The organism is Halorubrum pallidum, from assembly GCF_055380345.1.
Window position 1 is genome coordinate 513,118 of sequence record NZ_AP043945.1, and the last position, 26,073, is coordinate 539,190.

The window sequence follows — 26,073 nt, forward strand, 5'->3', positions numbered from 1 at the left end:
CCTCAGACGCCGCGACCCTGCAACTGCTCTTCCTCGGGGATGTCGGCGTTCGACTGCCCTTTCATCCCCTTGCCGATCCCGCTCGCGATGTCGGCCAGCTCGTCGGGATCGTCCCAGTTGTTGACGGCCTCGACGATCGCGTTGCCCATCTCGTCGGGGTCCTCCGCGCCGAAGATGCCGGACCCGACGAAGATGCCGTCACAGCCGTGGTGCATCATGAGGGCGGCGTCGGCGGGCGTCGCGATGCCGCCCGCGGCGAAGTTGACGACCGGGAGCCGCCCGGCCTCGGCGGTCTCGTGGACCAGGTCGCGTGGGGCGCCGTGATCGCGCGCCCACGCCTCGCGCTCCTCGTAGTTGAGGCCGGTGAGCGTACGGATCTGGTTTTTGATGGTGCGCTGGTGTTGGACGGCCTGATTCACGTCGCCGGTGCCGGCCTCGCCCTTCGTCCGGATCATGGCCGCGCCCTCGCGGATCCGCCGCAGCGCCTCGGGGAGGTTGCGAGCACCGCAGACGAACGGAGACGCGAACTCGCGCTTGTCGATGTGGTACTCGTCGTCGGCGGGCGTGAGCACCTCCGACTCGTCGATCATGTCGACGCCGAGCGACTCCAGAATCTCCGCCTCCTTGCGGTGGCCGATCCGCGATTTCCCCATCACCGGGATCGACACCTCGTCGATGATCTCGGTGACGTTCTGTGGATCGGGCATCCGGGCGACTCCGCCGCGCTTGCGGATATCGGCCGGGACCGCTTCCAGCGCCATCACCGCGACCGCGCCGGCGTCCTCCGCGACCCGCGCCTGATCGCGGGTGACGACGTCCATGATCACGCCGCCCTTCTGCATCTGCGCGAAGCCGCGCTTGACCAGGTCGGTCCCTCGCTTCAGATCCTCCAGATCCGTGGCCTCTGCCATACCGAACGAGAGGGCGGCCGGCCACTTAACGGGTCGCTTTCGGCCGTCAATCGGCGGCACGGCGGAGGGCGTCTCACCGGTCGCGACCGCCGGTTTCGGTCCTGGCGATCGCCGTTTCGGCCGGGCTGCCGACCGCTATCGTTTCAGCACTTCGTACGCCTCGTTCAGCCTCTTGAACGCCTCCTCGTCGCCGTCTTCACCGTCCGGATGGAGCCGCTTCGCTCGCTCTCGGTACGTCGATCGGACCGTCTCCCGATCGGCCGTGCGGTCGAGCCCGAGCGTCTCGTAGGCCTCCCGTTCGGACATCCCGCTCGCCTGCGGCGCGCGGTCACGCGGGTCGCCGCCGGCCGCACCTGCCCCGCGACGACCGTCGGCGGACCCTCGGCGGGCCCGGCTGCCCCCGCCACGTCCCGTTCCGGTCCGGTCGGACCCGCGGCTGTTCCCGAAACCGCCGTCGGTCGCGCCGCCGCGCCGATGTGCCGCCCGGCGGTGCTCGGCGGCCCTCGCGCGCTGTCGAGCGCGCTCGCGCTCCGCCGGACCGATGCGCCCGGCCTCGCGGCGGACGCGGTCGCGGAGCCGGCCGCTCGCCTGGTACCAGAGGAAGTACGAGACGAGCCCGAACGGGAGGGCCACGGCCAGCAGGACGGGCGAGACGACGATCCCGGAGACGACGAGCAGGGCCGTCAGTCCGACGAACGTCGCGGCCATCCCGACCACGATCGAGCGGTTCTTCACGGCCGTGATCGGGGACGCATGCGTGTAAAACTCTCGGGGAGAGGCCGTCGAGAGGGAGACCGCCTCCGCACGGTTTATGACCGAGGACGTCCGGGTTCGTGGTATGCCAACGGCGGACCGAGAGACGGTGACGGGGCTCCCGCCGGGGATCGCCGCGGCCCGCGAGGAGCTTACCCCCATGCTCTCGCAGTACGCGGACCTGTGTGCCGCCCACGAGGACGCGCTCGTGCTGTTCCAGGTCGGCGACTTCTACGAGGCGTTCTGCGAGGCCGCCGAGACGGTCGCGCGGGTCTGCGAGGTGACGCTCACCGAACGGTCCGACTCGACCGGCGAGTACCCGATGGCCGGAGTTCCGATCGACAACGCCGGCCCGTACCTCGAAACGCTGCTCGACGCCGGATACCGCGTCGCGCTCGGCGATCAGGTGGAGGACGCCGAACAGGCGTCCGGGCTCGTCGACCGCGCCGTCACCGAGGTTATCACGCCCGGAACGGTCGTCGAGGCGGACTTGCTGGAGTCGGGAACGACGAACTACGTCGCGGCGGTGGCCGGCGGCGACGAGGCGGCCGTCGAAGACGAGACGATCGGTGGCGACGGGACGACCGGCGGAGACGAGACGATCGGTGGAGACGGGACGACCGACGATCGGTCGGGCCGCCGTGTCGGCCTCGCCGCCGTCGACGTCTCGACCGGGGAGTGTCTCGTCACCGCCGGTGACTCCGAGGCGATCGCCGGGGAGCTGGACCGGATCGCGCCGGCGGAGCTCATCGCCGGGCCGGACGCGCCCGCGTTCGAGCCCGCGGACGCCGACCGCGGCTGGACGACGCACGACCACGACCCAGCGATCTTCGAGCGCCGGGCCGCGACCGATCGGCTGGAGCCGTACCTCCCCGCGCCGGACCGGCGCTTCGACGAAGACGCGGCGCTCCGCGCGGCGGGCGCGGTGCTCGCGTACGCCGAGTACACGCAGGGCGACGACGGGCCGCTCTCGTACGTCACCCGGATCCGGCGGTACGACCCCAGAGATCGGCTGCGACTCGACGCGGCCGCCCAGCGCAGCCTCGAACTGTTCGAGAACCGCGGGCTGGGAGCGAGCGACACGCTGTTCGACGCCCTCGACGAGACGAACTGCGCGCTCGGTCGCCGGTGTCTGGAGCGCTGGCTCCGCCGGCCGCTCGTCGACGCCGACGCAATTCGCGGGCGGCACGACGCGGTCGAGGAACTCGCAGACCGCACGCTGGTCCGTGAGGCGGTCGCCGACGCACTCGCTGCGGCCTACGACCTCGAACGGCTCGTCGGTCGCGTCTCCCGCGGTCGCGCCGACGCCCGCGACCTCCGATCGCTACACGCGACGCTCGCGGTCGTGCCCGAGGTGAAGTCGGTGCTCGCGGGCGTGTCAGACGACGGCGACGCGATCGGAGGCGGCGACGCGTCCGCCGACGTTGACGCGTACCCCGACGCGCTCCCCCGGACCGAGCACCTCCGAGACCTCCACGGTCGGCTCGACGAGCTGTCCGAGATCCGAGAGCTGATCGACGCGGCGATCTCCGTCGACCCGCCACAGGAGATCACGGAGGGAGGCGTGATCCGCGAGGGATTCGACGCCGATCTCGACGACCTGCGGGCGACGGAGCGCGAGGGGCGCGAGTGGATCGCGGACTTGGAGGCGCGCGAGCGCGAGCGGACCGGGATCGACTCGCTGTCGGTGGGCCACACCCAGGTCCACGGCTACTACATCGAGGTGACGGACGCCAACCTCGATCGGGTACCGGACGACTACCGACGACGGCAGACGCTCAAGAACAGCGAGCGGTACGTCACGCCGGAACTGAAAGAGCGCGAGGACGCGATCGTCGGTGCCGCGGAGCGGGCCGACGCCATGGAGTACGAGCTGTTCGTCGACGTCCGCGAGCGCGTCGCGAACGAGACGGAGCGCGTCCAAGCGCTCGCGGACGCGCTCGCCGAGATCGACGCGCTCGCCTCGCTCGCGACGGTCGCCGTCGAGAGCGGGTACGTCCGCCCGGAGATCGTCGACGACTCCGACGCGGGCATCGAGATCGAGGGCGGGCGACACCCGGTCGTCGAGCGCGCCGAGGCGTCGTTCGTCCCGAACGACGCCGTCCTCCCCAGGGGGTCGGTCACCGTGATCACCGGTCCGAACATGAGCGGGAAATCGACGTACATGCGCTCGGTCGCGCTCGCGGTCGTGCTCGCGCAGACCGGCTCGTTCGTCCCCGCGCAGGCCGCGACCCTGCCCGTCTTCGACCGCCTGTTCACTCGCGTCGGTGCCTCCGACGACATCGCGGGGGGACAGTCGACGTTCATGCGCGAGATGAGCGAACTGACGGAGATCCTCCACGACGCCGGCCCCGACTCGCTCGTCCTCCTCGACGAGGTGGGCCGCGGCACCGCGACGACCGACGGGCGAGCCATCGCCCGCGCCGCTGTCGAGTTCGTCCACGACGAGCTCGGAGCGACGACGCTGTTCGCGACCCACTACCACGAACTCACCGACCTCGCGGACCGGCTCGACCGCGTCCGCAACCTCCACTTCGCCGCCACCCGAGAGGACGGCGACGTGACGTTCCTCCACCGGGTCGTTCCCGGCGTCTCCTCGTCGTCGTACGGCGTCGAAGTCGCCGAACTCGCCGGCGTTCCCGCACCCGTCGTCGAGCGGGCCCGGTCGATCGTGGCCGACGAGGGGGACGGTCGACGGGCCGTCGACACACCGGACGCCGACGCCTCTCTCGACGGGTTTTCTGAGGCCGCCGGAGACGCCGGGAAACCCGAAGATGCGGCCGGCGGTCCGCCGGATGGCGACGAGGGCGACGAGGGCGGCGCCACACGCGACGCCGAGGAGACACCGGATATCGTCGCCGACCTCCGCGATCTCGACCTCGCGCGCATGACGCCGATCGAGGCGCTGAACGCCTTACACGACCTCCGGTCCCGAGCCGACGATGACGAGTGAGGACGTCGATCCCGACGCGGACGCGCCGGCCGTCCGCCGGCTCGATCCCGCCACGGTCGACCGGATCGCGGCCGGCGAGGTCGTCACCCGTCCGGCCCGCGTCGTCGGCGAACTGATCGACAACGCGCTCGACGCCGACGCCTCCCGCGTCGAGGTCGCGGTCGCGGGCGACGGGACCGACCGGGTCCGCGTCGCGGACGACGGCCACGGGATGACGCGGGCGGACGCCCGCAGAGCCGTCGAACGCCACGCGACGAGCAAGCTCGCGCCCGGCGGCGACCCGGTCGGCGTCGACTCGCTCGGCTTCCGTGGCGAGGCGCTGGCGGCGATCGCCGACGCCGCGCGGCTCGAACTCGTCACGAGCGACGGCGGCGCGCTCGGCACGCGGATCGTCGCCGGCGGGACGGCGAAGTCGGCCGATTCGGGGGGAAAACAGCCGGCGGTCTCGGACGCCGGCCGCGCCCGCGGCACCACCGTCGTCGTCGAGGACCTGTTCGCGACTCGGCCCGCGCGCCGCGAGTCGCTCGCGGGGGCGGCCGCCGAGTTCGCGCGGATCTCCTCGCTCGTCGCGGACTACGCGCTCGCGAACCCCGCCGTCGCGTTCGCGCTCGACCACGACGGCTCGCGGACGCTGTCGACGTCGGGGTCCGGGATCACCGACGCGCTGTTGGGTGTGTACGACCGCGAGACCGCGAGCCGGTCGACGGCGCTCGACGCGAGCGCCGAGATCGATCTCGGCGGCGGGGACGGGGCCGTCTCGGTCGCGGTGACCGGCGTGCTCGCGTACCCCTCGGTCACCCGCGCCTCGCGCGACCACGTCCGGGCCTCGGTGAACCGACGACCGGTTCGAACAGACCGCCTCTCGGCCGCGGTCCGCGCGGGGTACGGTCGGCTGCTTCCGGACGGACGGGAGCCCGTCGCTGCGATCGACGTCTCGCTCCCGCCGGCCCGCGTGGACCCGAACGTTCACCCGGCGAAACGCGAGGTGGGACTCCGCGACGGCGACGCGGTCGCCGACGTGGTCGAGGCCGCCGTCTCGGACGCGCTCACCGGCGCGGACCTGCGGCGGCGGGCGGAGATCGAGACGGGGATCGACTCGGCGCTGGAGCCGGTGGGCGACGACGACGGCGCTCGTTCGGCGGCGTTCGCGGACGCGGACCCGATCGGCGCGTTCCGCGACCTGTACCTCCTCGTCGAGGCCGGCGACGAACTGCTCGTGATCGACGGCCACGCCGCCCACGAACGGGTGAACTACGAGCGACTCTCCCGGGCGTTCGACGGCGAGCCCGTCTCGACGGCGTCGATCGATCCGCCGGTAACGCTCTCGCTGTCGGCCGACGAGGCCGCGGCAGCGGCGGCACACGATGACGCCCTCGACGCGCTCGGCTTCGAGACGGAGCCGTTCGGCGGCGATACGGTCAGGCTTCGATCGGTTCCTGCCCCGTTCGGACGCCCCCTCGACGGCGACGGATTCCGCGAGGCGCTCGCCGCGCTCAGCGGCGGGGAGACGCCGCGGGACGCGCGCGAGGCACTGCTCGCGGACCTCGCGTGTCACCCGTCGCTGAAGCGCGGCGATATCGAGGATCTGAGCCCGGACGAACAGCGGACGCTCTTGGATCGCCTCGGCGAGTGCGAGCGTCCCTACGCGTGTCCACACGGCCGGCCGACCGTACTCGCGGTCGGTGAGGCGACGTTCGCGGCGGCGTTCGGGCGGGATCGCTGACCCGATCGGTCCGCCTCACAGCCCGGTCGGGTGGGGAAGGTACGTCGTCTCCAGGCCCCACTGCTCGGAGAGCGCCTGCAGCGACCGCACGCCGAACGTCTCGGTCGCGTAGTGTCCTCCGAGAAAGACCGTGATCCCGGCCTCGCGCGCCTCGTGGTACACCTTCCCCTTCCCCTCGCCGATGACGAGCGCATCCGCGTTGCGCTCTGCCGCCTCTCCGAGCCAGTCGGCGCCCGAGCCGGTGACGATCGCGACCCGTTCGATTCGGTCCGGACCGGCGTCGATGACCCGCGTCGGCGCGTTCTCGTCGTCTGGCTGGCCCTCGAACGCGTCGAGCGTCTCGGCCAGCGCCGCGGTCGATCGCGGCGTCTCGGTCTCGCCGATCGCCCCGATCGTGACCGGGCCGAGAGTGCCGAACGGCTCGCGGTCGGCGAGTCCGATCGCCTCCGCGACGCCGGCCGCGTTGCCGAGGTCGGCGTGGCCGTCGAGCGGGAGGTGCGAGACGTACAGCGCGACGTCGTGGTTCGCGAGCGCCGCGACACGGTCGTAAGTGGTGCCCGTGACGCGTTCGATCCCGCCCCACGAGAGCCCGTGGTGGACGACTAGGGCGTCCGCGTCCGCCTCGGCCGCGGCCTCGATCGTCGCCGCGGCGGCGTCGACCGCGAACGCGACGCGCTCGATCTCGGCGTCGGCCGGACCGACCTGAAGGCCGTTCGCGCTGGCGTCGACGTCGGCGTAGGCCGCGGTGTCGAGCCGATCGTCGAGCCGCCGTGCGTACTCGGTGAGTTCCATGCGCGACGATACGCCGGCCGCACCGTAAAAAGGCGGGAAACCTACAGGTGCGTTCGGCCCCGATCGCGGACCGATGGACGACCGAATCGCGGAGACGCTGTGTGCGGACCCGACGATGGCGACGCTGGTCGATCGACACGGCCCGCTGACCGTGGAGCCCGCGCCGGACGAGTTCGCTCGCCTGTGCACGTCGATCGTGAACCAGCAGCTCTCGACCGCCTCGGCGACGGCGATCCACGACCGGTTCCTCGACTGCCTCGGCGGCGAGGTGACCCCGTCCCGCGTGCTCGCGGCCGACGAGGACCGCCTCCGAGAGACCGGACTCAGCGGGACCAAAGTCGACTACTTGCGGTCCGCGGCGCGGGCGTTTCGGGACGGCGAGCGCGACTTCACGCGCCAGGGGTTCGCGGATACGACCGACGACGACGTCGTGGACGCGCTCACCGCGATCCGGGGGGTCGGCGAATGGACCGCGCGGATGTACCTGATATTCGCGCTCGGCCGCGAGGACGTGCTGCCGCTCGGCGATCTCGCGGTGCGCAAGGGGATCTCGCAGGTGTACGCCGACGGCGACGACCTCGACCGCGTCGCGATGCGCGAGATCGCCGAGGCGTGGCGGCCGTATCGAAGCTACGGAACCAGATACGTCTGGGCGGAGTACGAGTCGTGATCGTCAGGGCGCGTCGTTCGTGATCGTCAGGGCGCGTCGTTCGTGATCGTCAGGGCGCGTCGTTCGTGATCGTCAGGGCGCGTCGTTCGTGATCGTCAGGGCGCGTCGTTCGTGATCGTCAGGGCGCGTCGTTCGTGATCGTCAGGGCGCGTCGTTCGTGATCGTCAGGGCGCGTCGTTCGTGATCGTCAGGGCGCGTCGTTCGTGATCGTCAGGGCGCGTCGTCCGTCTCCGCGCGCGCCGACCGCCAGCTCTCGAAGGCCGCGCTCGCGGGGTGGTAGTCGGGTTCGACGCCCGGGGGCTCCGGCGCGACGAGGTCGCCGTCGGCGTCCGGCGGGAGGCGCTTCTCGTACCAGACGCCCGCCGGACCGCGGAACAGGTCGGTACACACGAGGAGGCGCCGGTGCCAGTCGCGGAGCCGCGCGGCCGTCTCCCCGTCGCCGCGGGCGACCGCGCGTTCGGTCAGCGCCGCGGCCGCGCCGATCCCCTCGGCGAGCGCCCAGCCGTACCGGTCCTCGACGAGCGGCGAGCCGTCCGCCCGGTGGGTGTAGACGAACCCGTTCTCCGCCCACCCGCGGTCGACGGCGGCGTCGAACAGTTCGAGCGCGCGCCCGTACCAGCCGTCGGCGGGATCGGTGACGCCGTCGCGCCCGCCGGCCGCCCCCTCGTCGATGGAACTCGGAGCGTCAGCGTCGTACCGGTCGAGCAGCGCGAGGAACTTCGCCCACTCGGCGTGGTGGCCCGGCTGGTAGCCCGGCGGGCGGAACTGGTGGCGCGGCTCGTCCGCGTTGTACCCGAAGTCGTGTTCCCAGTCGGCCGTGTAGTGTTCCCACAGCAGTCCGTCGGTCTCGGCCGCCAGGTCGACGGTGATCGCCTCGGCGATGCGGCGCGCCCGCTTCAGGTAGGTCGCCTCGTCCGTGGCCTCGTAGGCCGCGATGTACGCCTCGCAGGCGTGCATGTTCGCGTTCTGGCCGCGGTACGGCTCCAGTTCGGTCCAGTCGGCGTCGCAGTCGCTCCGGAGGAGCCCCGCCTCGTCGCGGAAGCGGTCGTCGACGAGGTCGTGGGTCGCAGCGAGCCGCTCGCGCGCGCCGTCGATTCCGGCAGCCGTCGCGCGGGCGTACGCCAACAGCACGAACGCGTGTCCGTACGCCGACCGCGTCCGGTCGACCGGCGTCCCGTCGGCCTCGACGACGAGCCGGTACCCGCCGTCGTCGCCCTCGTGTGCCTCCCGGAGAAACGCCAGCCCGTGATCCGCGGCCTCGAGACACCAGTCTGGACCGTCGGCGAGCGCCCCGGCCGCGAAGTTCGCGACCGACCGACAGGTGGCGACGAGGTGCCGCCGTTCGCCGGTGTAGCGGTCGCCCGTCTCGGGATGTAAGAGCCGGTAGCCGCGCTCGGCGAGCGCGTCGGGATACTGAACGCGGAGCGTCGCCAACAGCCGCGCGCGGCTCGTCCGCGCTCGGCGTTCGGCGGCTCGTCTCCCGGTCATACCGCCCCGTCGTTGCCCTGTCTGCGGGCCGCAGAGAGCAGGTCTGAGACCGGATCCGTGTACTCGTAGCCGGGGATGACGCCCTGGACGTAGGTCCCCTCGACGAAGTCGACGAGCGCCTTGGCGTCGTCGACGGCGCGGGCCGCGTTCCCGTCGCGCAGCTCGAAGGTGACGGTTATCCCGTCGTCTCCGACCGCGACGCGAGGGTCGAACTCGCCGTCGCCGCGCGTGACGCCGCCGACGTCGACGACGCGGCGCTCGAACGTCTCCGCCCACCCGTCTTCGACCACGTCTGCGACGGAGTCGACCGTCACGGCGGAGAGCGTCGGAACGGTGACGGTCACCCACAGCCGCAGCTGCTCGTCCGTCGCCGGCTCGGCGCTGACCGCGGCGTCGAAGGCGGTCGTCACGACGCGCCAGGCGTCCTCTGCGGGCTCGAACGCGTCGTGAGCGTCGAACGCCCGGCTGGCCGGGGGTTCGGCGTCGGCGTCGGTCTCGGTCATACCCGACTCGAGGCGATCCGCGAGTAAAAACGCGTTGCGTCGAAGCCGAGGCTCGGGGTGCGCGAGGACGAACGAGGCTCAGGGTGCGCGAGCGACGACCGCGAACGTCTCCGTGCGCGTCGACGCGGAGTCGATCGCGAAGCCCGCCGTCTCCAGCATCTCGACCGCGTCGCTCGCGTCGTACCGCTCGTCGACCGGCGGCCCGTCGTCTCCGTCGCCGTCGGCAGACCAGTCGAATATCGCGAGACGGCTCCCGCCTCGGAGCACGCGCGCGAGTTCGGCGATCGACGCGGGCGTCGCGAACTCGTGGAAGGTCATCGTCGAGAACGCGCCGTCGAGTTCGTCGTCGTCGAACGGGAGGTCGGCCACGTCGCTCGCGACCAGCTCGACGTTCTCAGGGACTCCCTTCTCGCGGTAACGGTCGTGCATCTCGGTCTGCACGTCGACGCCGTAGACGCTCCCGACGTGCGGGGCGACGTCGTCGGTGTAAAATCCGGTACCGCTGCCCAGGTCCGCGACCGCGGCGTCGGCGGCGGGGTCGAGCCCGCCGATCACTTCCTCGGCCGACACCCAGCGGTATCGGACGCCGGGGCGCTCCAGCCGGTCGGCCTTCTCGACATCGAACGTGTGGAAACCCATGTCCGGTCTTGCGCGCCGAGTGCTAAAACGCGTCCGATCAGTCACCACTCCTCATCGAGCGCCTCGACGAGCCGGTCGACCTCCGACTCCGCGCAGACGGCGTGGACCGACGCTCGAATCGCGTCCGGACGGGGGAGCGACCGAACGACGACGCCCTCCTCGGCGAGCCGGTCGACGGTCGCCTCGGGGTCGTCGACGTCGATCGTGACGAGTCCGGTCTCGTACTCGCGGGGGCTCAACAGCCGGTCGTCGGGCACCCCGTCTTTCAGTCGGTCGGTGAGTGACTCGATCCGCGATTCGATCGCGTCGAGTCCCACCGCGTCGATCGCGCCGAGCGCCTCGACGAGCCCGACGTGTGCGGCCGCCGTCGTCGTTCCGATCTCGAACCGCCTCGCGCCGTCCGCGTACGCGATCTCGTCGGCGCTGGCGTCCTCGACGCTGCGGTACCCGACCGCTCGCGGCGCGAGGTCGGTCGCGGCGTCGCGGTCGACGTAGAGGAATCCGGCACCCCACGGCCCCAGGACCCACTTGTGTCCCGCCGCGGCGACCGCGTCGGCCCCCCACGCCGACACGTCCATCGGGACGTGGCCGGGAGACTGCACCGCGTCGACGAGCGTGAACGCGCCCGCGTCGTCGGCGATCTCCACGAGGTCGGCGACTGGGAGTCGGGTCCCGTGGGTCCACGTGATCGCGCTGAAGCAGACGAGCCGGGCGTCGGCGACCGCGTCGGCGTACGCCTCGCGGTCGATCCGACCGTTCTCGGTCTCCACGACGCGGACCTCGACGCCCTCGCGTTCGAGCCGCTTCCACGGCAGGACTCCGGCGGGGTGTTCGAGGTCGGTCCGGACGACCACATCGCCCGGATCCCAGTCGATCGCGCCGGCGATCCGGGTGATCCCGTCCGTCGTGCTCTCCGTCAGCGCGATCTCGTCCGGCTCGGCTCCGACGAACGCGGCGATTCGCTCGCGGACAGTGTCGTACGTCTCGAAGGCGTACTCGTATGGGTCGGTCGTCCCCGAGCCGAACTCGTGGTCCTCGATGAACGACGAGGCGGCCTCGACGACGTAACGGGGACTGGGACCGTGCGCGCCGAAGTTGAAGTACGCCGACTCGGACAGCGCCGGGACGTCAGCGCGGAGCTCGCGCGGCGTCATGCCCTCGGAGTCGGTATGGGCACGCGACATTCAGGCGATGTTCTCTGTGACCGCGCCGTGAAGCGCCGACTCGGACTGTGCACCGACCATCTGCTCTACCATCTCGCCGCCCGAGAAGACGAGCAGCGTCGGAATGCTCTGCACGCCGTACTCGCCGGCAAGCGCCTGATGCCGGTCGACGTCGACCTTCACGACCGCCGCGTCGGTGTCCGACGCGACTGACTCCACCGCGGGCTCCATCATCTGGCACGGCCCACACCAGTCGGCGTAGAAGTCGACGAGAACGGTGTCGTGGTCGGCCACGAGGTCGTCGAAATCGGCGGCGGAATCAAGCTGTATCGGTTCCGTGGGGACGGATTCGGTGGAACTCATCACCTAACGGTACGTCCCCCGGGGGGATAATAGTTTTGGACGTATCGCACAATACACTGCGTTCGAATACACTGCACTCGATCTGACTCGGCGGGTCGCGGCCGATCACTCGTCACCGGTGTCGTGAACGGCCCGTTCGAGACCGGTCGCCGGGAACAGCGAGTCGACGTCGATCGCCGAATCGACGAGTCGGTAGCGTCTCCCGTCGTGCTCGGCGACGCCGGCGGCCGCGAGGTGATCGAGGTGCGCGTACGCCTCTCCCGGCCCGTGGAGGACGTGGATCCCGCTGAGTGCGCCGAACAGCTCCGCCGACACCTCCCACGGCGTGGCCGGGCCGCCATCGTCGAGGACGTCTACCACCCGCCGCGTCCGCGTCCGGTGGTGTTCGAGGATGGTCGCCGCTCGGATCGAGGGCTCGTCGATCCGGTCGCGGTGGCCCGGATACGCGACCGCGAAGTCGCGTTCGATCACCCGAACGAGGCTCCGGACGTACGCGGCCAGCGGTTCGTCGATCCGGACGTCCGCCCCGCCGACGTTCGGCGTGTACGTCGGGAGGACGGCGTCACCCGAGAACAGCCCCTCGGTCCGGGTCCCGGTCGGCCTCGTCTCGTCCGTCTCCGCCGTGACGGTCTCCGACGGGTCGAACGCGAACCCCGTGAGACCGGCCGTGTGACCGGGGAGGTGGACGGCTTCGAGCGTCACCCCCCCGACCGTGAGTTCGTCTCCGTCCGACAGCGCCGTCACGTCGGCGGGCGAGCCCGAGACGTCCGCGCTGACCGACGCGAAGAAGTCCGTCAGCTCCTCGCGGGCGTCGTCCGGCAGCCCCCACGCCTCGAACGTCTCTCGCTGCAGGTCGGGGTCCACCATCAGCGGGGGAACGCTCCCGTCGACGAGGGGGGCGTCGGCCTCGTGGACGAACACGTCGGCCCCGCTTTCGGCCTGTATCTCGCCCGCCAGTCCGGCGTGGTCGGGGTGCCAGTGCGTCAGCACCACGTCGTCGACGTCGCCGAATCCGATCCCGTGATCGGCGAGCCCCGATCGCAACTCGTCGCGAACGTCGGAGAGCGCGACTCCCGTGTCGACGAGCGCGGTCGTCGGCCCGTCGAGCAGATAGACGTTGTTCGCGCCCTCGAAGACCGTGTTTCCCAGTTGGATGCGGTTCACGCCTACTCCTTGACAGCGGTCCGCTTGAGTATTTCTCCCGCGGAACCGCGAACCGACACACGGCCGTGGGACACACGCGACCCGAGAGAGTCACGCGCGATCGAGCGCGTGTCGCACGACCGTCGCCTCCGCCTTCCGGAGGTGTTCGGCGGCGGTACCCGGTGAGATGTCGAATCCGGCGGCCACGTCGGCCACGGTACAGTCGCGCGGCGAGTCGTAGTAGCCGCGCTCGACGGCGGCGTCAACGATCGCTCGCTGGCGGTCGGTGAGCCGCGCCGCCGGCGATCCCGCTCGGCGGCGATAGGGGCCGACCGACCGGACGGTCGCCCGCATTCCGTCGGGGAGATCCGCGACGGCACCGCTCACGTCCGCGGGGGGTCCCGCCACGGTCAGATCGGTCGTCCCGTCGGGGTTGAAACGGATCGGCGGGATCACGACGAGCGAGCCCCGAGCGAAGGCATCGATGTACCCCTCGTCCGTCGCCGTCGCTCGTTCGCGGACGCAACAGTCGAAAGCGCCGTCGGACACCGGCGTGAGGCTGTACTCGACCGTCGACGGTCGCGCTTCCAGTTTCGCGCGAAACGGATCGGGATCGCCTCGGACCCGGAAGACGAAGGTGTTCGTGTCGTCGAGGACCGTGTTCCAGTGGCGAAGCTCCGCGCTGTCGATCGCCTCGTGGTCCATCTCGAAGGCGTGCATCGGGTGACGCGCCTCGGCCGTGTGGTGGACGCGAAGACGAGCGTACTTCATCGGGTGCCAATTGAGTATAGATAAATAAAAACCTCAGTCGTGAGGCAGCACATCGGTCCGTATCGAGCCGCAAACGCGACTCGTATGTCACCGACAGGAGTTGCGTTCGGCGTCGGTCTGTCCTCGGCCGCCGGCGTCGCCGCGATGGTCCTCGTGACGATTCTGACCGACCGCGACTGGTGGCCCCCCGGCGACACGACGCTGGCGTACTACTGCCACTGGGCGCTCGTGGCCGCGTTCAACTGTTCGCTCGTCGCGACCGCCGTCCTCACGTGGGGCGAGTGGGCAGTGGCCGGTCCGGTGCGGGTCGTCGGTGGTGGCGGTCTCACGCTCGTCGGGACCGCCGTGTTCGCGTGGGGCGCACGGCCGATGGCCTCCGACGAGACCATGGGCGTGACCGGCGACCTCTACACCAACGGCCCCTACGCGTACACTCGAAACCCGCAGTACCTCGGCATGATCGCTGGTGTCACCGGCTTCGCCGTCCTCTCCGGTTCGCTGCTCGTGGCCGCGCTCGCGGCGACTCACGTGGGGTGGGTGCTGCTGTTGCCGCGCGCTGAGGAGCCGCACCTCCGCGCGGAGTTCGGCGACCCGTACGACGAGTACGTCGCCCGAGTCCCGCGGTTCGTCGGCCTGCGGACGGTCCGAACGGCCGTCGAGCGAACGCGTGGTGACCGGTGAGGGCCACGTCTCGAACCGGATCGGAGCCGATTCAGACCGGGCCGCGATGGGGTGGCGGAAGGTGCTATCTCCCTCCAGTTGTACGTCCGGAACGCGGGTGAAGCGCGACGGCACGATAGCGTCGGATCGAGGGACAGATGAAAGATAAAAGTAAAAATTTCTGGTATGATCTTATTACAGTCATATTTCAAACATATATAGGGCACGCTGACAGAGCGGTGATCGAAGGCGGCGTGGATCGCGGCTCTCCGCTGTTCGGCGTTTGTCCCGGGTCAGTTCCCGCCGGCGGTAGAGAGATCGTCTCGTCCGGAGAGCGGTGGGTCGAACAGCGACTCGACGGCGGTCCGGTCCGGGGCCGACAGCGCCGCTTGCAACGTTATCCGCGCCTTGTGCGCGTCGAGGTCGCCGCCGAGGACCGCGCCGGTCTCGACCAGCGCTGCCGCGCCCCCGCGGCCGCCGTACACCGGTGCCGTCGTGCCGTCCGAACAGCGAGTCGTGACCACGACCGGGAGGCCCTCGTCGGTGGCGGTCTCGACTGCGTCGGCGACGTCGGGCGGTACGTTGCCCATCCCTGACGCCTCGACCACGACGCCGTCGACGCCGCTGTCGACGGCGCGTCGGAGTCCGTCGCCGTCGGTGCCAGCCGACGTCGTCACCACGTCGACGCTGGCGGTGAGTTCGCCGCACGGTAGCGTCGGGGACAGACTCTGCGGGCGGCGGTAGAACCACAGTCCCTCGGGGGTTCGCTCGGCCACGGGCCCGTAGCGTCCGGAGTCGTACGCGGCGGGGTTGCTCGTGTGCTGCTTCCTGACCCCGCGCGCGGCGTGAAGCCGGTCGTTGAAGAACACGTACGCGCCGGTTTCGACCTTCGCGTGTGTCGCCGCCTCGAAGGCGCCGACGAGGTTCGCGGGGCCGTCGGGACTCGGGTCTGTCGCCGTCCGCTGAGAGCCCGTCAGGACGACGGACGTCGCCGAGCCGACGACGAGATCGAGGTAGTAGGCCGTCTCGGCCATCGTGTCCGTCCCGTGCAGGACGACGACGCCGTCGGCGCTCTCCGCGACGCGACGGACCGTTTCGGCGATCGCGAGGAGGTCGCTCGTCGAAAGCGCCGTGCTGGGACGCTGTGTGACCTGCGTGACGGTCACGTCGAATCGGTCTGACAGCTGCGGGACCTCTTCGATCAGGTCACGACCCGACCGACTCGGCGACACGCCGCGGTCGCCGTCGGTCCCCGCGATGGTCCCTCCGGTGGCGATAACGTGAACGGATGGCATGTGTGGTGGTTCCGTGTAACTCGGAGCCGTTGATAACAACTCCGGTCGCGCCGCGGGCGAGTCAACGCCTCGCTTCACGTGTCGGGAACGTCGCCTCCGCGGATCAGCCGCCGAAGGAGACGAACGCGAACACGAGCGCGAGGTACGCGGCGACGACGGTGAGCGCGATCAGCGGGAGCGACGTGAGGTAGTCGTAGCTCCCCTCGACGCGATCGGCGTCGTCACCGATCGCGTCGGCGGTCGGCATCACCTCCGGGAGCCCCTTTCGGTTGGCGTCGAACTTGTTCAGCCCGAGCACGGCGACCGCGACCAACACGACGGACAGCGGGAGGAGCACGAACGCGGACGTGATCCCGACGGCGTAAAGCAGCAGCGCGAGGACCGTCACGCCCGCGGCCGTCATGGCGAACGGGATCTGCGTGTTCACGTGGTCGACGTGATCGGACCCGGCGAATATCGAGGACATGACCGTCGTGTCGCTGATCGGCGAGACGTGGTCGCCCCAGATCGCCCCGCCGAAGAGCACGCCCATCAGCACGGGGAGCACGGAGGGCCCGACCAGCTCGTAGCCGAGCGGGATCGCGAGCGGCGTCAGGATCGCCATCGTCCCCCACGAGGTGCCGGTGGTGAACGCGATGAACATGGCGGCGACGAACACGATGAGCGGCAACAGCGAACCGGGCACGCCGCTGCCGACCATCATGTCGACGATGTACTCGGCGGTGCCGACCTGCTCGGCCGCGTGGCCGATACTCCACGCGAGCACGATGATCGCGGCGGCGATCATCATCGTCTTGAACCCGTCGATGACCGTGTCACTCGCCTCCTCGATGTCCATCGTGCCGAGTCCGAGCGCACCGATCATTCCGACGGCGAGGAACGCGAACGACCCGTAGAGGAGTCCGAGTGCAACGTCGGTCTCTTGGAACGCCGTCGCGATGTCGACGCCGGGCTGGTGCCCACCGCCGAGCCACCACATCGAGACGATCCCGACCACGAGAAGCGAGAGGATCGGAGCGAAGAAGTTCACGAGCGACGGGTTGGCTTCGCTCGGCTCGCCGACGTCGGTCGAGACGTCAGAGAGCGGCGTCGCGTCCTCTCGGAGGCTCTGTCCCGTCGAGCGCGATCGCCACTCGGCGTCGAGCATCGGTCCGTAGAAGCGCTGCGTGAGCGAAATGAATCCGACCATGAAGAAGGCGAGGAAACAGTAGATGTTCCACGGAATACTCTGTAAGAAGAGACCGAACGCCGTGATTCCGAGTTCCTCGGCGCTGAAACGGGCCGCCTCGAAGCCGACGATGATCATCGAGACCTGGTAGCCGATCCAGTTCGAGACCGGCCCGAACGTCGTGACGGGCGAGGTGGTGGAGTCGAGCACGTACGCGTGCATCTCTCGGGAGGTGTTGTTCTCCTCGGAGAGGTCGCGGGTCGCGTTGCCGGTCACGATCGTGCTCGTGTACGAATCGAAGAAGATGAACACCCCGATCACCCACGTCAACACCTGCGAGTCGCGGGCGGTGTTCACCCTGTGGCCGATCCAGTTTTCGAGCGCGAGGATCCCGCCCGATTTGTAAATGAACGCCGCGCCGGCCCCCATGAACATGATGAGGATCAGGAACTTCGTGTCGAACGGCGACCGCACCACCTCCACGAGCCAGTCCATCGACAGCGCCGTCGCCGCTATCGGATTGAAGTCGGCGATCAGTAATGCACCGGCCCAGACGCCGGCGAACAGCGAAACGAGCACCTGCCGGGTGTACATTGCGAGAGCGATAGCGAGCAGCGGCGGCGCTAGCGCTAGCGCCGCGAACGGGAGCGCCTGATATGTCATACGCTACCTACCTGTAGAGAGATGGTACTTAACTGTTTTCACCTCTGTCGAGTTCGAAGCGATCGTTCGGTCGAAACTCGGACCAATTCACCGCTCATCACGCACATTCGGGGACGAGACACCGTCGTTCGTCGAAGTCAGTCGGCTGGCACGTCGCCGCGTATCGGCTTACACGAGGTCCTGTGAGGCGAGTTCCGCCTCGAACTCCGGCACGACGCGATCGAGGATGTCGGGGAACTCACCGTGCAGGTCGGTGTCCTCGATCCGGTACGCCGGGCCGGAGACGGTGAACCCGCCGATGATGTCGCCCGCCGAATCCTCGGCGACCGTACCGGCGACGCGTTTTCCCGGGATCGACTCCTCGTCGTTGACGGCGCATCCCCGGTCCCGGACCGCGGCCAGTTCCGTTTCGAGCGCGTCGCGTGTGGCGATCGCTCGATCGGTGACGGCCGGCAGCCCCCACCGATCGACGATCTCGTCGACGCGGGACTCGGGGAGCCGCGCGAGGACGGCCTTCCCGATCGCGGTCGTGTGCATGTACTCGTAGTTCTCGATGCGACTGCTCGGCTGCGCCGACGGTCCGACCGAGTCGAAAAGCGTCACGACACGGCCGTTCTCTTCGACGCCGAAGTCCGACTCCTCGTTCGCCTGATCGGCGATCTCGACGACGTACTTGCCCGCCAACTCGTGGATCTTCTCGCGGTTTCTGACGAACATCCCGATGTCGTAGAACCTCCCGCCGAGTCGATACTCCGCGCCGTCGGCGACGACGTACCCGTGTTTGCCGAGCGTGTGAAGGTGTTTGTACACCGTGCTCCGTGATAGGTCGAGCGTCGATGCGAGCTGGGCCGGCGTCACGTCGCCGCCCTCTCGCATCGCCTCGATCACGCGGAGCGACGTTTCCGTCGTCCGCAGCAGTTGACTGTCTTCGGTCATACACGGCGACTCTGCCGGTGGTACATAAATCTACGTATCATAGAACACAGACAAGGAAAAGGCAGATCCGTGCCGTGTTCGCCGTGGTGTGTTCCCACCTCATCGAGGGAAGTCGCGGTCGCCTCGTCTGTCACTAGTGAATTCCCGAAATCGATCCTCTGAGTGATTCAGACCGTCAAGTACGCCGATAACCGTGCATAGAGACTGCACTCATCGAGCGAGATGTGTTACAAATGTAGGTCCGTAATGAGTGAGTGAGCGAACCGCTCATATGGACTGCAGACAGCACGGGCAATCCGCCGTGTCGCTCTCAGAACGAACGCATTGTGTTCCCGAATTCATGGAATCACTTCAATAGTCCGGGACGAATGAGTCACGGAGACAAGGCGACACGATCGGTGATAGTCCTCTCTGAGTCGAGACTGTGCAGATAACCTATCTTATTACAATGTATATAGAAAATATGATGATATTGGGGAACGAAGATTTCGATCAGACCTGTCGTGAGTCGCGTGTGACTCGTCCGGTTCGTCCGCCGCGCGAACCGTCATTCGTTTATAAATGGAGGTGAACGAATAGGTATGAGCGAGACCGTCGACGCCGACCTTTACGCGCGGACGAAGGCCCTGCTCGAACCCGGCGATATCGACCTCGTCGGCTGTATCGTCCACACCACTCTCGGCGGCGAGGAGGACTTGGAGATGCACGAGCTGACGGTCGCGACGAACGACGTCATCGCCGAGCACGCGGAGAAGGGGGAGGCGTACATCGAGGCCGGCAACGACGACACCGACTTCTCGTCGAATCAGTTTCAGGGGCGCACGCTCGACGACGAGGCGTTCGTCTGGGAGTGTCAGCAGCTGCTCCGCGACGGCACCTTCGATATCGTGTTCTACTACGAGGCGGGCGTCGACCAGGAGGCGCTCGCGGACGATCTGACTGCACTGGACGGCGTCGACCGCGTGACGCAGGTCCCGTGAACGCCCCGCGACTGCGACGCTCGGTGTCTCACGCGTGACCGACACCGTTCTGCTTCCCGGCGGCCGCGACGTGCGCGCCACGCTCGACGTCGCCGCGAGCGACGGGAGCCGGTCGGACCGGGTCGTCGTCGCCTGTCCGCCGCACCCGCAGCAGCGCGGCCACCGCGGCGACGAGCGGCTGGTCGCCGTGAGCGACGCCGTGGCCGAGCGAGGCGTCGACTGCCTCCGGTTCGATTACGGCGACTGGGACGAGGGGTACGGCGAGAGCACGGACGCGGACGAGGCGGTCGGGTGGGCCACCGAGCGCTACGACCGCGTCGGACTGTTCGGGTTCTCCTTCGGTGGAACAGTCGCGCTCGCGGTCGCGGCCGCGCGCCCCGAACTGGCGGGAGTCTGCGCGCTCGCTCCCACCGCGCGGCTGAACCCCGACGTCGACGCCGTAAGCGCGCTCTCCGAGATCGACCGGCTCGGCGTGCCCGCCCGGATCTGTTATGCGACCCGGGACTCCACGGCCGACTGGGAGCCCGTCGTGGAGCGGGCGCGAGAACTGGGGATCGAGACGGTCGCGTTCGAATCGGACCACTTCTTCGTGGGGCGCGCCGGGGAGGTCGGCGAGGCGGCCGCGGTGTTTTTCGGACCGCGGCTGGACGGGTCAGGGTGACTCGGATCAGTTGTAGCCGCGCCAGCGCCGCCCGCACTCCTTGCACTTGAAGAACCGCGTCGGCGGCTCGTCGGCCGCGCCCGTCTGTTTGATCGTGTACCACGCCTCGCCGTGGCCGCACTCGTCGCAGACGATGTCGGTCGCGGTGGGCTTCCCCTCGAAGTTCGCGCCCTCCTCGGTCTCTATCACCTCGTCGCCGGTCTGTTCGGCGGTGGACTCGAACTGCGCGGCGAGTTCCTCGTCGCGCTCCGTGGTCGCGCCGCAGTCGTCGTTTTGACACACCATCTCGCCCTCGACCGAGACCATCATCGAGCCGCAGTCGTCACAGAACTGCATATACGCTCTCGGTACGGCGTCGAGCGGTATAGCTCCCGTGACTCACTCCACGCGCTCCCACGCGAGGTGAGCCACCACGCCGAGGAGAAACGCCACGCCGAGGTTCGTCGCCAGCGCGAGCACGCCGATCCCGACCGAGATCGCGAGGTTCCCGGAGTCGGTGACGTTGCGCGCGAGCGAGACGGCGACGATCGCGAGCAGCGCGCCGAGCATCGCCACGGGGAACGCGGCGAGCAGCGCGGGCGTCGCGAACAGCGCGGCGGCGAGGTAGCCGGCCCCGAGCACGACGTTCGCGCCGCCGGTTCGCGCCCCGAACGCGTGCTTGCCGGCCACGCCGTCGCAGCCGTGACACATGGGTATCCCGCCCATCGGCACCGCGAGCAGGTTCGTCACGCCCATGCTCGTCGACAGTTCGTCCGCCGTCACGTCGGCGTCGAACAGGTCGGCGAAGAGCAGCGAGGTCGCCAGCGCGGCGTTGCCGATCGTCATCGCGAGCTGCGCGAACACCCCGTCGAGCGTGCTCCGAGTGACGGCCTCGCCGAACGCCGGCAGCGGCGGCACACCGGGAAGCCGCGGCGTCGGGATCCCCGCGGCGGCGAGCGCGACGAGCACGCCGGCGATCGCCACCGCGAGCGCGCTCGCCTTCCGGTGGCCCGCGAGCGCCGCGACGACCGCGATCGCCACGCCGACGAGCGCGAACGCCGGATCGCCGAGCGCCAGATCGACACCCGTCTGGAGGAGGATCAGCCCGACCGCGAACTGGACGCCGCGGATCACCGGCTCGCCGATCCACCGCTCGACGCGTGCGAGCGTCCCAGTGAGACCGATAACGAGCAAGAGAGCCCCGAGTACCAGCCCGGCGAGCGCCAGCTCCGCGTACGTCAACGCCCCGGCGATCGCGAGCGCCGCGAGCGCCTTCATCGGCTCGACGGAGATCGGGAGCCCGTACCTGACGCCCCACACGACCTGAAAGACGCCGAACGCGACGAGCACGTGCGGCAGCGACACGTCAGTCAAAAGCGCGAGTGCGACGACGAGGGGAACGACAGTAATCGAATCTCCTATCGCGCCGGTGACCTCTCGGCGATCGAACCGGACCTCGTGATACCGTTGTGTTTCCGGTTTCAACACGAACGAACGCCGTTCGGAGCTGAACGCTCTTGAGTGTGTTCAGAAATCGTTGGTCGTCTCACGCCAGCTGAGTATAACCGAAATAAATTACGTGTCGCGCGCCGACTCGGCCGCTCGATCCGCTTTGGAGACCATCGGGCAGTTGCGAACGCGGAACTCGTCGACGTCGACGACTTCGACGATCTCCGTCCCTTCGTGCGTGCAGACGGCCTCGGGCGGCGCAGAGAAGTGCGGACACTGTTGACAGTACGCGCGCTTGTCGACCTCGCGGTCGGCGTGATCGTGAGCAGTGCGGTCGCGGTCCGCGATGGCGGCGGACGCTCCGCCGATCGCGTCGGCGTCCTCGTCGAGCGACTCCCAGACGTCCCCGTCGCCGAGGCCACTGACGTCCATCCGTTCGAACGCGTCGTCGATCTCGTCGAAATCGTCGACGTCGGCTCGTTCTCCCGTGGCGGGACCGAGTTCGTCGAATGGATCCACCGGCTCGTTCGATCCCAGCTCCGAGTCGGACTCGCGTCCGTCCCGGTCGGACACGGGGGTGTCGACCGCGCCGCCCGGTGTCTCTCCGCTCGTCTCGCCGGACGCGTCTCCGTCTGTGTCACCGGGTCGGCCGTCAGTCGTTTCGTCCGTCATCGACCGCCGCCCCTGTCGCGTCTCGCGTCGGTTCTCGCGTCTCCGGGTCCGTCCGTGTCGTCACTTCTGGCTCCGCCCACGTCGCCGTCGAGCGCAGGCGGCTCGTTGACGACGAGCCGAGAGCTTCCGAAAAACCACGTCTTCGGCTCGATGTCGACGAACCCGCGGCCACAGTGGGGACACTCGGGAGCCCGCAGCAGTCCCAGACTGACCGTCTCTCCGCAGTCGCCACACGCCGCCGTCTCGACGCCGTGGCGGTTGGCGGCGGCCGTCAGCGCCTCGATCCGACCGCGATCGTCCCGCTCGCCTTCGAGCGTCTCCAGCCGCCGACGGGCTCGGACGACCGCGCTCGCGACCCGTGAGAGCTTGTCTTCGACCTCCCCGACGTCGAGGTCACCGACCTGCGACTCTAGGTTGGCGAGACGATCCTCTACGCCGGTCAGATCGGCCGCGGCCGCGTCGAGGTCTCCCTCCATCGAGTCGAGTTCCGTCGCCACGTCGTCGAGGCCGGCCTCGACCGAATCGAGCCGGTCGACGGTTTCCCCGTGGACGTGGTCCGCCGACGCCTTCGATTCGAGATCCTGATACAGCGTCACGAACCGCTCTCTGAGGTCGGTCACCCTCTCGTCGACGTCGGCGTCGAGTTCGTCGAGGCGGGTCCGTATCGACTCGACCTCCGCCGCGTCCGGAACCGCGATCCCCTCGGACTCCGCGAGTCCGACGATGGCGCGTTTCAACAGCTCCTCGCGGTCGATATCGACCTCGTCGGCCGCGGCCTCGACCGCGCGGTCCCGCAGGTCGCCGTCCGAGCCGCCCTCGGCGCTCGGTTCGGTGTCGACGCCGGATCCGTCGCTGACGCTCGATTCGTCGCCGATACCGTCGGCCGGATCGAGGTCGCTCATGGCGGATCCCCCGTCATCTACGGCTCGTAGAGGAGGGAGCCTTAAGTAATCTGCCGCGTCGTTCTCGAAATCGAGACTCGTCGCGTCACCGGATCTTCCGAACGTCGCTGATGTCGAAGCCGCCGTCGTGGATCTCGGTCTCGAACCGCACGATGTTCTCCGCTTCCAGCCGCGAGAGCACCCCGCGGAACTCGCGGACGAACATCGTTCGGGCGCGTTTCGATCCGCCGCTCTCCCACGCGAACTGGAAGGTGCCGCCGGCGGCGTCGGTCAGCGCGCCGAACTCGCGATCGGTTATCGAGTCGGTGTTCACCAACACGAGGATGAGCCCGCCCCACTCGTAGGCAGCCTTCTTCAGTCCCTTCATCACCGCCGCGATGTCGCTCCACTCGGTGTCGCCGGAGACCATCGAGACGAGGTCCGTCACGGAGTCGACACAGACGAGGCTCCCGTCCGCGTTCGCGGACAGGTAATCGCCGAACGCCGTGAGGACGTCCTCGTACTCGCCGCGATCGCCCAGGTCCGTGATCGACGTCGTCTCGTCTTCGTACCAGTCCCGCGGGATGGGACTGAGCTGGAAGTACTCCGCGGAGAGGTCGCGAAACGCGATCTCGTCGATGGCGGCGTCGACGATCTCGTCGACCATCGTGTATCCCATTTCCCGCGTGATCGGGCCCGTCCCGGCGGTAAACGAGAGGTAGTGCACCTCATCGGGGAGCGTCGCTCCCGCCGGGAGGTCGCCGTAGTACAGGTCGAACAGTTCCTCGTCGGCGCGAGCGAGCGCGTTCATCGCGGCGCTCGTGTAGAGGAACTCTCGCGCCCCGGCCCCCGACTCACCGGCGAGCAACACGACGCTCCCCGGCGGTGCGCCCCCGTCGAGGATCGAGTCGAGGCGAGCGACGCCGAACGGAAGGCTCGTCATGTCACTCATGGAGTCGTCGCTCCGCTTAGTGTTGTTGCTCGTCGGCCTCCCCGCCGCGGGTCACCCGTGAGCGGCTCTCGCGTCACTCGCGCGTCACGCGCGCGCCCCGCGTCGCCGCCCGAACGACCGACACCGATCCCTCGACGCCCGCCTCGTCGAGCGCGCGCTCGCCCGCCTCGGCGGCCGCCCCGGCGTGGTCCGCGTCGGTGACGCCGTAGACGGTCGGCCCCCACGAGGACTGTCCGGCTCCGAACACGCCCGCGGCCGCCGACAGCGACGCCACCACGTCACCGACCGGCGGGCGGTAGACACCGCCCTGTTCGTCGGCGTACCACGCGCCGTTGAGCCGACCGATCTCCGCGACTGCGGCACCGAACCGCTCGGCGTTTCCGGTCGCGACGGCGGGGAGCACGCGACGCGTGACGATGCCGCCGATCCGGTCGGCGAGACCGGGCTCGGCCCGCTCGACCGCCGCGCGCATCGCGCCGTCTTCGCTGTCGCCGCTCCGTCCGGGGTCGGCGTCCGGCCGCACGAGCAGGAAGCGCCAGTCGTCGGGCACGGGATGTCTGGCCGCCACCGGCGGTACCGTCCACTCGCCGTCGTCGGGGCGATCGGTCGTGAACCGCGCGGTGGGATGGCCGGCGTCGAGGACGAACCCCTCGTCCTCGAACGTCGCGACGCCGACGCCGGAGCGCCCGCCCCGTCCGAACAGCGGCGCGCGCTCGCGGACGCGGGCCGGTTCGCCGTGGGCGGCCGCGACCGCCGCGAGCGTCGCCGCCGCGAGTTGCGTGCCGCTCCCGAGTCCGGCGTGCCGCGGGAGCGACTCGCGGAGGACGACCCGTGCGCCGTCGACGCCGAGGCAGTCGACGGCCGTGCGCGCGTGAGCACGGAGGTCGCTCGCGATAGCGGTATCAGTCGCGCTATCTTCCATCCGTTCGCCGGTTTCGTCCGCAATCGCGACGCTCACGCCCTCGGCCGGGTCGGCGTCGACGACGACGCGCGGCTCGCGAAGTCCCAGTCCGAGCGCGCCGTACAGACGCTGGTGTGAGAGGCTGAGGTTACAGAAACCGAAGTGGAGCCGGGCTCCGGCGCTCGCGCGTGCCATGGGTTAGTCCCCGCTTCACGCCCGAACGCTAAATGGTGCGTGGCCGTGGCGGTCGTTGCCCGGACCGGCCACGGAGCCGTCACCGCGAGCCCCGGTCACGCGTCTGCGGACGAGCCGGTTTCCAGGTCGAACTCCCACTCCTCGTACCCGCCGGCCATGCTCGCGACGAGCACGTCCTCTTCGACGCCCTCGTAGCTCTGAATCAGCATCGCGGCCTGCTTCGACGACTGCCCAACGGGACAGGCACAGACCACGTCGGTGTCGTCCCAGTCGATGTCGGGGACGCGCGACGGAAGGTCGCCGAGCGGGACGTTGATCGCGCCGGGGATGTGGCCTCGTTCGTACTCCTCGGGCGATCGCGTGTCGATGACGCGGACGTCGCCCGCCTGAACGCGATCGTTGACTTCCGCGGGGGTGAGTTCCTCGACCATGGTTACTCCTTCCGCAGGAAGATGCGGTAGCGGCCGTCGCCCGACTTCCACACCTTCGCGGTGGCGTCGTCGCCGACCGCCTTCGGGACGTTCTCCGTGCTCGGCACGTGGTCCGTCTTCTGGACGAGTACGTCGCCCGGGGAGAGCCCGGAGATGGCCTTCTTCGCTTCGACCTGAGGATAGGGACACACCTCGCCGGTCATGTCCTGTACCTCCGTCGCGTCGTCGAGCAGGGCTTCGGCCGTCTCGTCGTCGAGCTCGTCCGGCATCTCGACGACGTCGTCCCACGATGGTTGGCTCATACGTCGTAGTTGTCCGCTCGCCGGTTAACGGGTTACGTGACCGGCAGAGTTCTCCCGTATCTCTGACGGACGATAC

The 26,073-nt window shown here is 69.4% G+C and carries 27 protein-coding genes; 6 read left to right on the forward strand and 21 right to left on the reverse strand.

Features of this window, described 5'->3' with window-relative positions; translation table 11 throughout:
* Positions 1-2: 2 nt before the first annotated feature.
* Entirely contained in the window at positions 3-911 is a 909-nt protein-coding gene (gene pdxS / locus ACZ45C_RS04180; protein ID WP_460559234.1) for a pyridoxal 5'-phosphate synthase lyase subunit PdxS, read from the reverse strand.
* A 135-nt stretch (positions 912-1,046) separates the two neighbouring features.
* Positions 1,047-1,646: a J domain-containing protein gene (locus tag ACZ45C_RS04185; RefSeq protein ID WP_460559236.1), complete on the reverse strand. Its 600-nt coding sequence runs from the start codon at positions 1,644-1,646 to the stop codon at positions 1,047-1,049.
* Between the two features lie 103 nt (positions 1,647-1,749).
* On the opposite strand from ACZ45C_RS04185, the gene mutS reads away from it, so the two are divergent.
* Positions 1,750-4,617 carry a DNA mismatch repair protein MutS gene (mutS, locus tag ACZ45C_RS04190; protein ID WP_460559238.1) on the forward strand — a complete coding sequence of 956 codons (2,868 nt, stop codon included), beginning with the start codon at positions 1,750-1,752 and terminating at the stop codon, positions 4,615-4,617.
* Positions 4,607-6,340 (forward strand): DNA mismatch repair endonuclease MutL, encoded by a 1,734-nt coding sequence (gene mutL, locus ACZ45C_RS04195; protein ID WP_460559240.1) that lies wholly within the window; start codon positions 4,607-4,609, stop codon positions 6,338-6,340. The genes mutS and mutL overlap by 11 nt, the downstream gene beginning before the upstream one ends.
* Before the next feature lie 15 nt (positions 6,341-6,355).
* Here the strand turns inward: mutL and ACZ45C_RS04200 are convergent, their stop codons facing one another.
* Positions 6,356-7,132: a Nif3-like dinuclear metal center hexameric protein gene (locus ACZ45C_RS04200; RefSeq protein ID WP_460559242.1), complete on the reverse strand. Its 777-nt coding sequence runs from the start codon at positions 7,130-7,132 to the stop codon at positions 6,356-6,358.
* Between the two features lie 73 nt (positions 7,133-7,205).
* On the opposite strand from ACZ45C_RS04200, the gene ACZ45C_RS04205 reads away from it, so the two are divergent.
* The gene (locus tag ACZ45C_RS04205) at positions 7,206-7,802 is read left to right on the forward strand and encodes a DNA-3-methyladenine glycosylase family protein (RefSeq protein ID WP_460559244.1); all 597 of its coding nucleotides are present in this window, start codon (positions 7,206-7,208) and stop codon (positions 7,800-7,802) included.
* 210 nt (positions 7,803-8,012) lie between these two features.
* On the opposite strand, the gene ACZ45C_RS04210 is transcribed toward ACZ45C_RS04205, so the two are convergent.
* The 7 genes from ACZ45C_RS04210 to ACZ45C_RS04240 form a co-directional block, all read right to left on the reverse strand.
* Positions 8,013-9,290 (reverse strand): AGE family epimerase/isomerase, encoded by a 1,278-nt coding sequence (locus tag ACZ45C_RS04210; RefSeq protein WP_464374330.1) that lies wholly within the window; start codon positions 9,288-9,290, stop codon positions 8,013-8,015.
* Positions 9,287-9,793, reverse strand: a complete 507-nt coding sequence (locus ACZ45C_RS04215) for a DUF5813 family protein (protein WP_460559248.1) — start codon at positions 9,791-9,793, stop codon at positions 9,287-9,289. The genes ACZ45C_RS04210 and ACZ45C_RS04215 overlap by 4 nt, the downstream gene beginning before the upstream one ends.
* Before the next feature lie 78 nt (positions 9,794-9,871).
* On the reverse strand, positions 9,872-10,432 hold the full coding sequence (locus ACZ45C_RS04220) for a class I SAM-dependent methyltransferase (RefSeq protein WP_460559250.1): 561 nt from the start codon (positions 10,430-10,432) through the stop codon (positions 9,872-9,874).
* Between the two features lie 41 nt (positions 10,433-10,473).
* Positions 10,474-11,586 (reverse strand): aminotransferase class V-fold PLP-dependent enzyme, encoded by a 1,113-nt coding sequence (locus tag ACZ45C_RS04225; protein WP_460559252.1) that lies wholly within the window; start codon positions 11,584-11,586, stop codon positions 10,474-10,476.
* Between the two features lie 30 nt (positions 11,587-11,616).
* Complete coding sequence (gene trxA, locus ACZ45C_RS04230) at positions 11,617-11,958, reverse strand: thioredoxin (RefSeq protein WP_460559254.1); 342 nt, start codon at positions 11,956-11,958, stop codon at positions 11,617-11,619.
* 105 nt (positions 11,959-12,063) lie between these two features.
* Entirely contained in the window at positions 12,064-13,122 is a 1,059-nt protein-coding gene (locus ACZ45C_RS04235) for an MBL fold metallo-hydrolase (RefSeq protein WP_460559256.1), read from the reverse strand.
* Between the two features lie 90 nt (positions 13,123-13,212).
* Positions 13,213-13,872 carry a helix-turn-helix domain-containing protein gene (locus ACZ45C_RS04240; RefSeq protein ID WP_460559258.1) on the reverse strand — a complete coding sequence of 220 codons (660 nt, stop codon included), beginning with the start codon at positions 13,870-13,872 and terminating at the stop codon, positions 13,213-13,215.
* Between the two features lie 84 nt (positions 13,873-13,956).
* Here ACZ45C_RS04240 and ACZ45C_RS04245 point away from each other — a divergent pair, with 84 nt between their 5' ends.
* The gene (locus tag ACZ45C_RS04245; protein ID WP_460559260.1) at positions 13,957-14,553 is read left to right on the forward strand and encodes a methyltransferase family protein; all 597 of its coding nucleotides are present in this window, start codon (positions 13,957-13,959) and stop codon (positions 14,551-14,553) included.
* A 272-nt stretch (positions 14,554-14,825) separates the two neighbouring features.
* On the opposite strand, the gene ACZ45C_RS04250 is transcribed toward ACZ45C_RS04245, so the two are convergent.
* The 3 genes from ACZ45C_RS04250 to ACZ45C_RS04260 form a co-directional block, all read right to left on the reverse strand.
* Positions 14,826-15,827 (reverse strand): asparaginase, encoded by a 1,002-nt coding sequence (locus ACZ45C_RS04250; RefSeq protein WP_460559262.1) that lies wholly within the window; start codon positions 15,825-15,827, stop codon positions 14,826-14,828.
* A gap of 103 nt (positions 15,828-15,930) precedes the next feature.
* A complete protein-coding gene (locus tag ACZ45C_RS04255) occupies positions 15,931-17,658 on the reverse strand; it encodes a Na+/H+ antiporter NhaC family protein (protein ID WP_460559264.1) in 1,728 nt (575 codons plus the stop codon).
* 168 nt (positions 17,659-17,826) lie between these two features.
* Entirely contained in the window at positions 17,827-18,594 is a 768-nt protein-coding gene (locus tag ACZ45C_RS04260) for an IclR family transcriptional regulator (RefSeq protein WP_460559266.1), read from the reverse strand.
* Positions 18,595-19,175: 581 nt separating this feature from the next.
* Between ACZ45C_RS04260 and ACZ45C_RS04265 the strand changes: the two genes are divergently transcribed.
* A complete protein-coding gene (locus ACZ45C_RS04265) occupies positions 19,176-19,574 on the forward strand; it encodes a DUF5778 family protein (RefSeq protein ID WP_460559268.1) in 399 nt (132 codons plus the stop codon).
* A 34-nt stretch (positions 19,575-19,608) separates the two neighbouring features.
* Positions 19,609-20,235, forward strand: a complete 627-nt coding sequence (locus ACZ45C_RS04270) for a CocE/NonD family hydrolase (protein ID WP_460559270.1) — start codon at positions 19,609-19,611, stop codon at positions 20,233-20,235.
* 6 nt (positions 20,236-20,241) lie between these two features.
* On the opposite strand, the gene ACZ45C_RS04275 is transcribed toward ACZ45C_RS04270, so the two are convergent.
* From ACZ45C_RS04275 to ACZ45C_RS04310, 8 genes are all read right to left on the reverse strand, one after another.
* Positions 20,242-20,571 carry a transcription factor S gene (locus ACZ45C_RS04275; protein ID WP_460559272.1) on the reverse strand — a complete coding sequence of 110 codons (330 nt, stop codon included), beginning with the start codon at positions 20,569-20,571 and terminating at the stop codon, positions 20,242-20,244.
* 42 nt (positions 20,572-20,613) lie between these two features.
* Positions 20,614-21,699, reverse strand: coding sequence for a putative sulfate/molybdate transporter (locus ACZ45C_RS04280; protein WP_460559274.1), 1,086 nt, complete (start codon positions 21,697-21,699; stop codon positions 20,614-20,616).
* A gap of 90 nt (positions 21,700-21,789) precedes the next feature.
* Positions 21,790-22,335, reverse strand: a complete 546-nt coding sequence (locus ACZ45C_RS04285) for a hypothetical protein (protein ID WP_460559276.1) — start codon at positions 22,333-22,335, stop codon at positions 21,790-21,792.
* Positions 22,332-23,237 (reverse strand): hypothetical protein, encoded by a 906-nt coding sequence (locus ACZ45C_RS04290; RefSeq protein WP_460559278.1) that lies wholly within the window; start codon positions 23,235-23,237, stop codon positions 22,332-22,334. Before ACZ45C_RS04290 ends, ACZ45C_RS04285 begins: the two co-directional genes overlap by 4 nt.
* An 85-nt stretch (positions 23,238-23,322) precedes the next feature.
* A complete protein-coding gene (locus ACZ45C_RS04295) occupies positions 23,323-24,159 on the reverse strand; it encodes an RAD55 family ATPase (protein WP_460559280.1) in 837 nt (278 codons plus the stop codon).
* An 82-nt stretch (positions 24,160-24,241) separates the two neighbouring features.
* Positions 24,242-25,264 (reverse strand): beta-ribofuranosylaminobenzene 5'-phosphate synthase family protein, encoded by a 1,023-nt coding sequence (locus ACZ45C_RS04300; RefSeq protein ID WP_460559282.1) that lies wholly within the window; start codon positions 25,262-25,264, stop codon positions 24,242-24,244.
* Positions 25,265-25,359: 95 nt separating this feature from the next.
* On the reverse strand, positions 25,360-25,695 hold the full coding sequence (locus ACZ45C_RS04305; protein ID WP_460559284.1) for a rhodanese-like domain-containing protein: 336 nt from the start codon (positions 25,693-25,695) through the stop codon (positions 25,360-25,362).
* 2 nt (positions 25,696-25,697) lie between these two features.
* The gene (locus tag ACZ45C_RS04310; protein WP_460559286.1) at positions 25,698-25,997 is read right to left on the reverse strand and encodes a sulfurtransferase TusA family protein; all 300 of its coding nucleotides are present in this window, start codon (positions 25,995-25,997) and stop codon (positions 25,698-25,700) included.
* Positions 25,998-26,073: the final 76 nt, after the last annotated feature.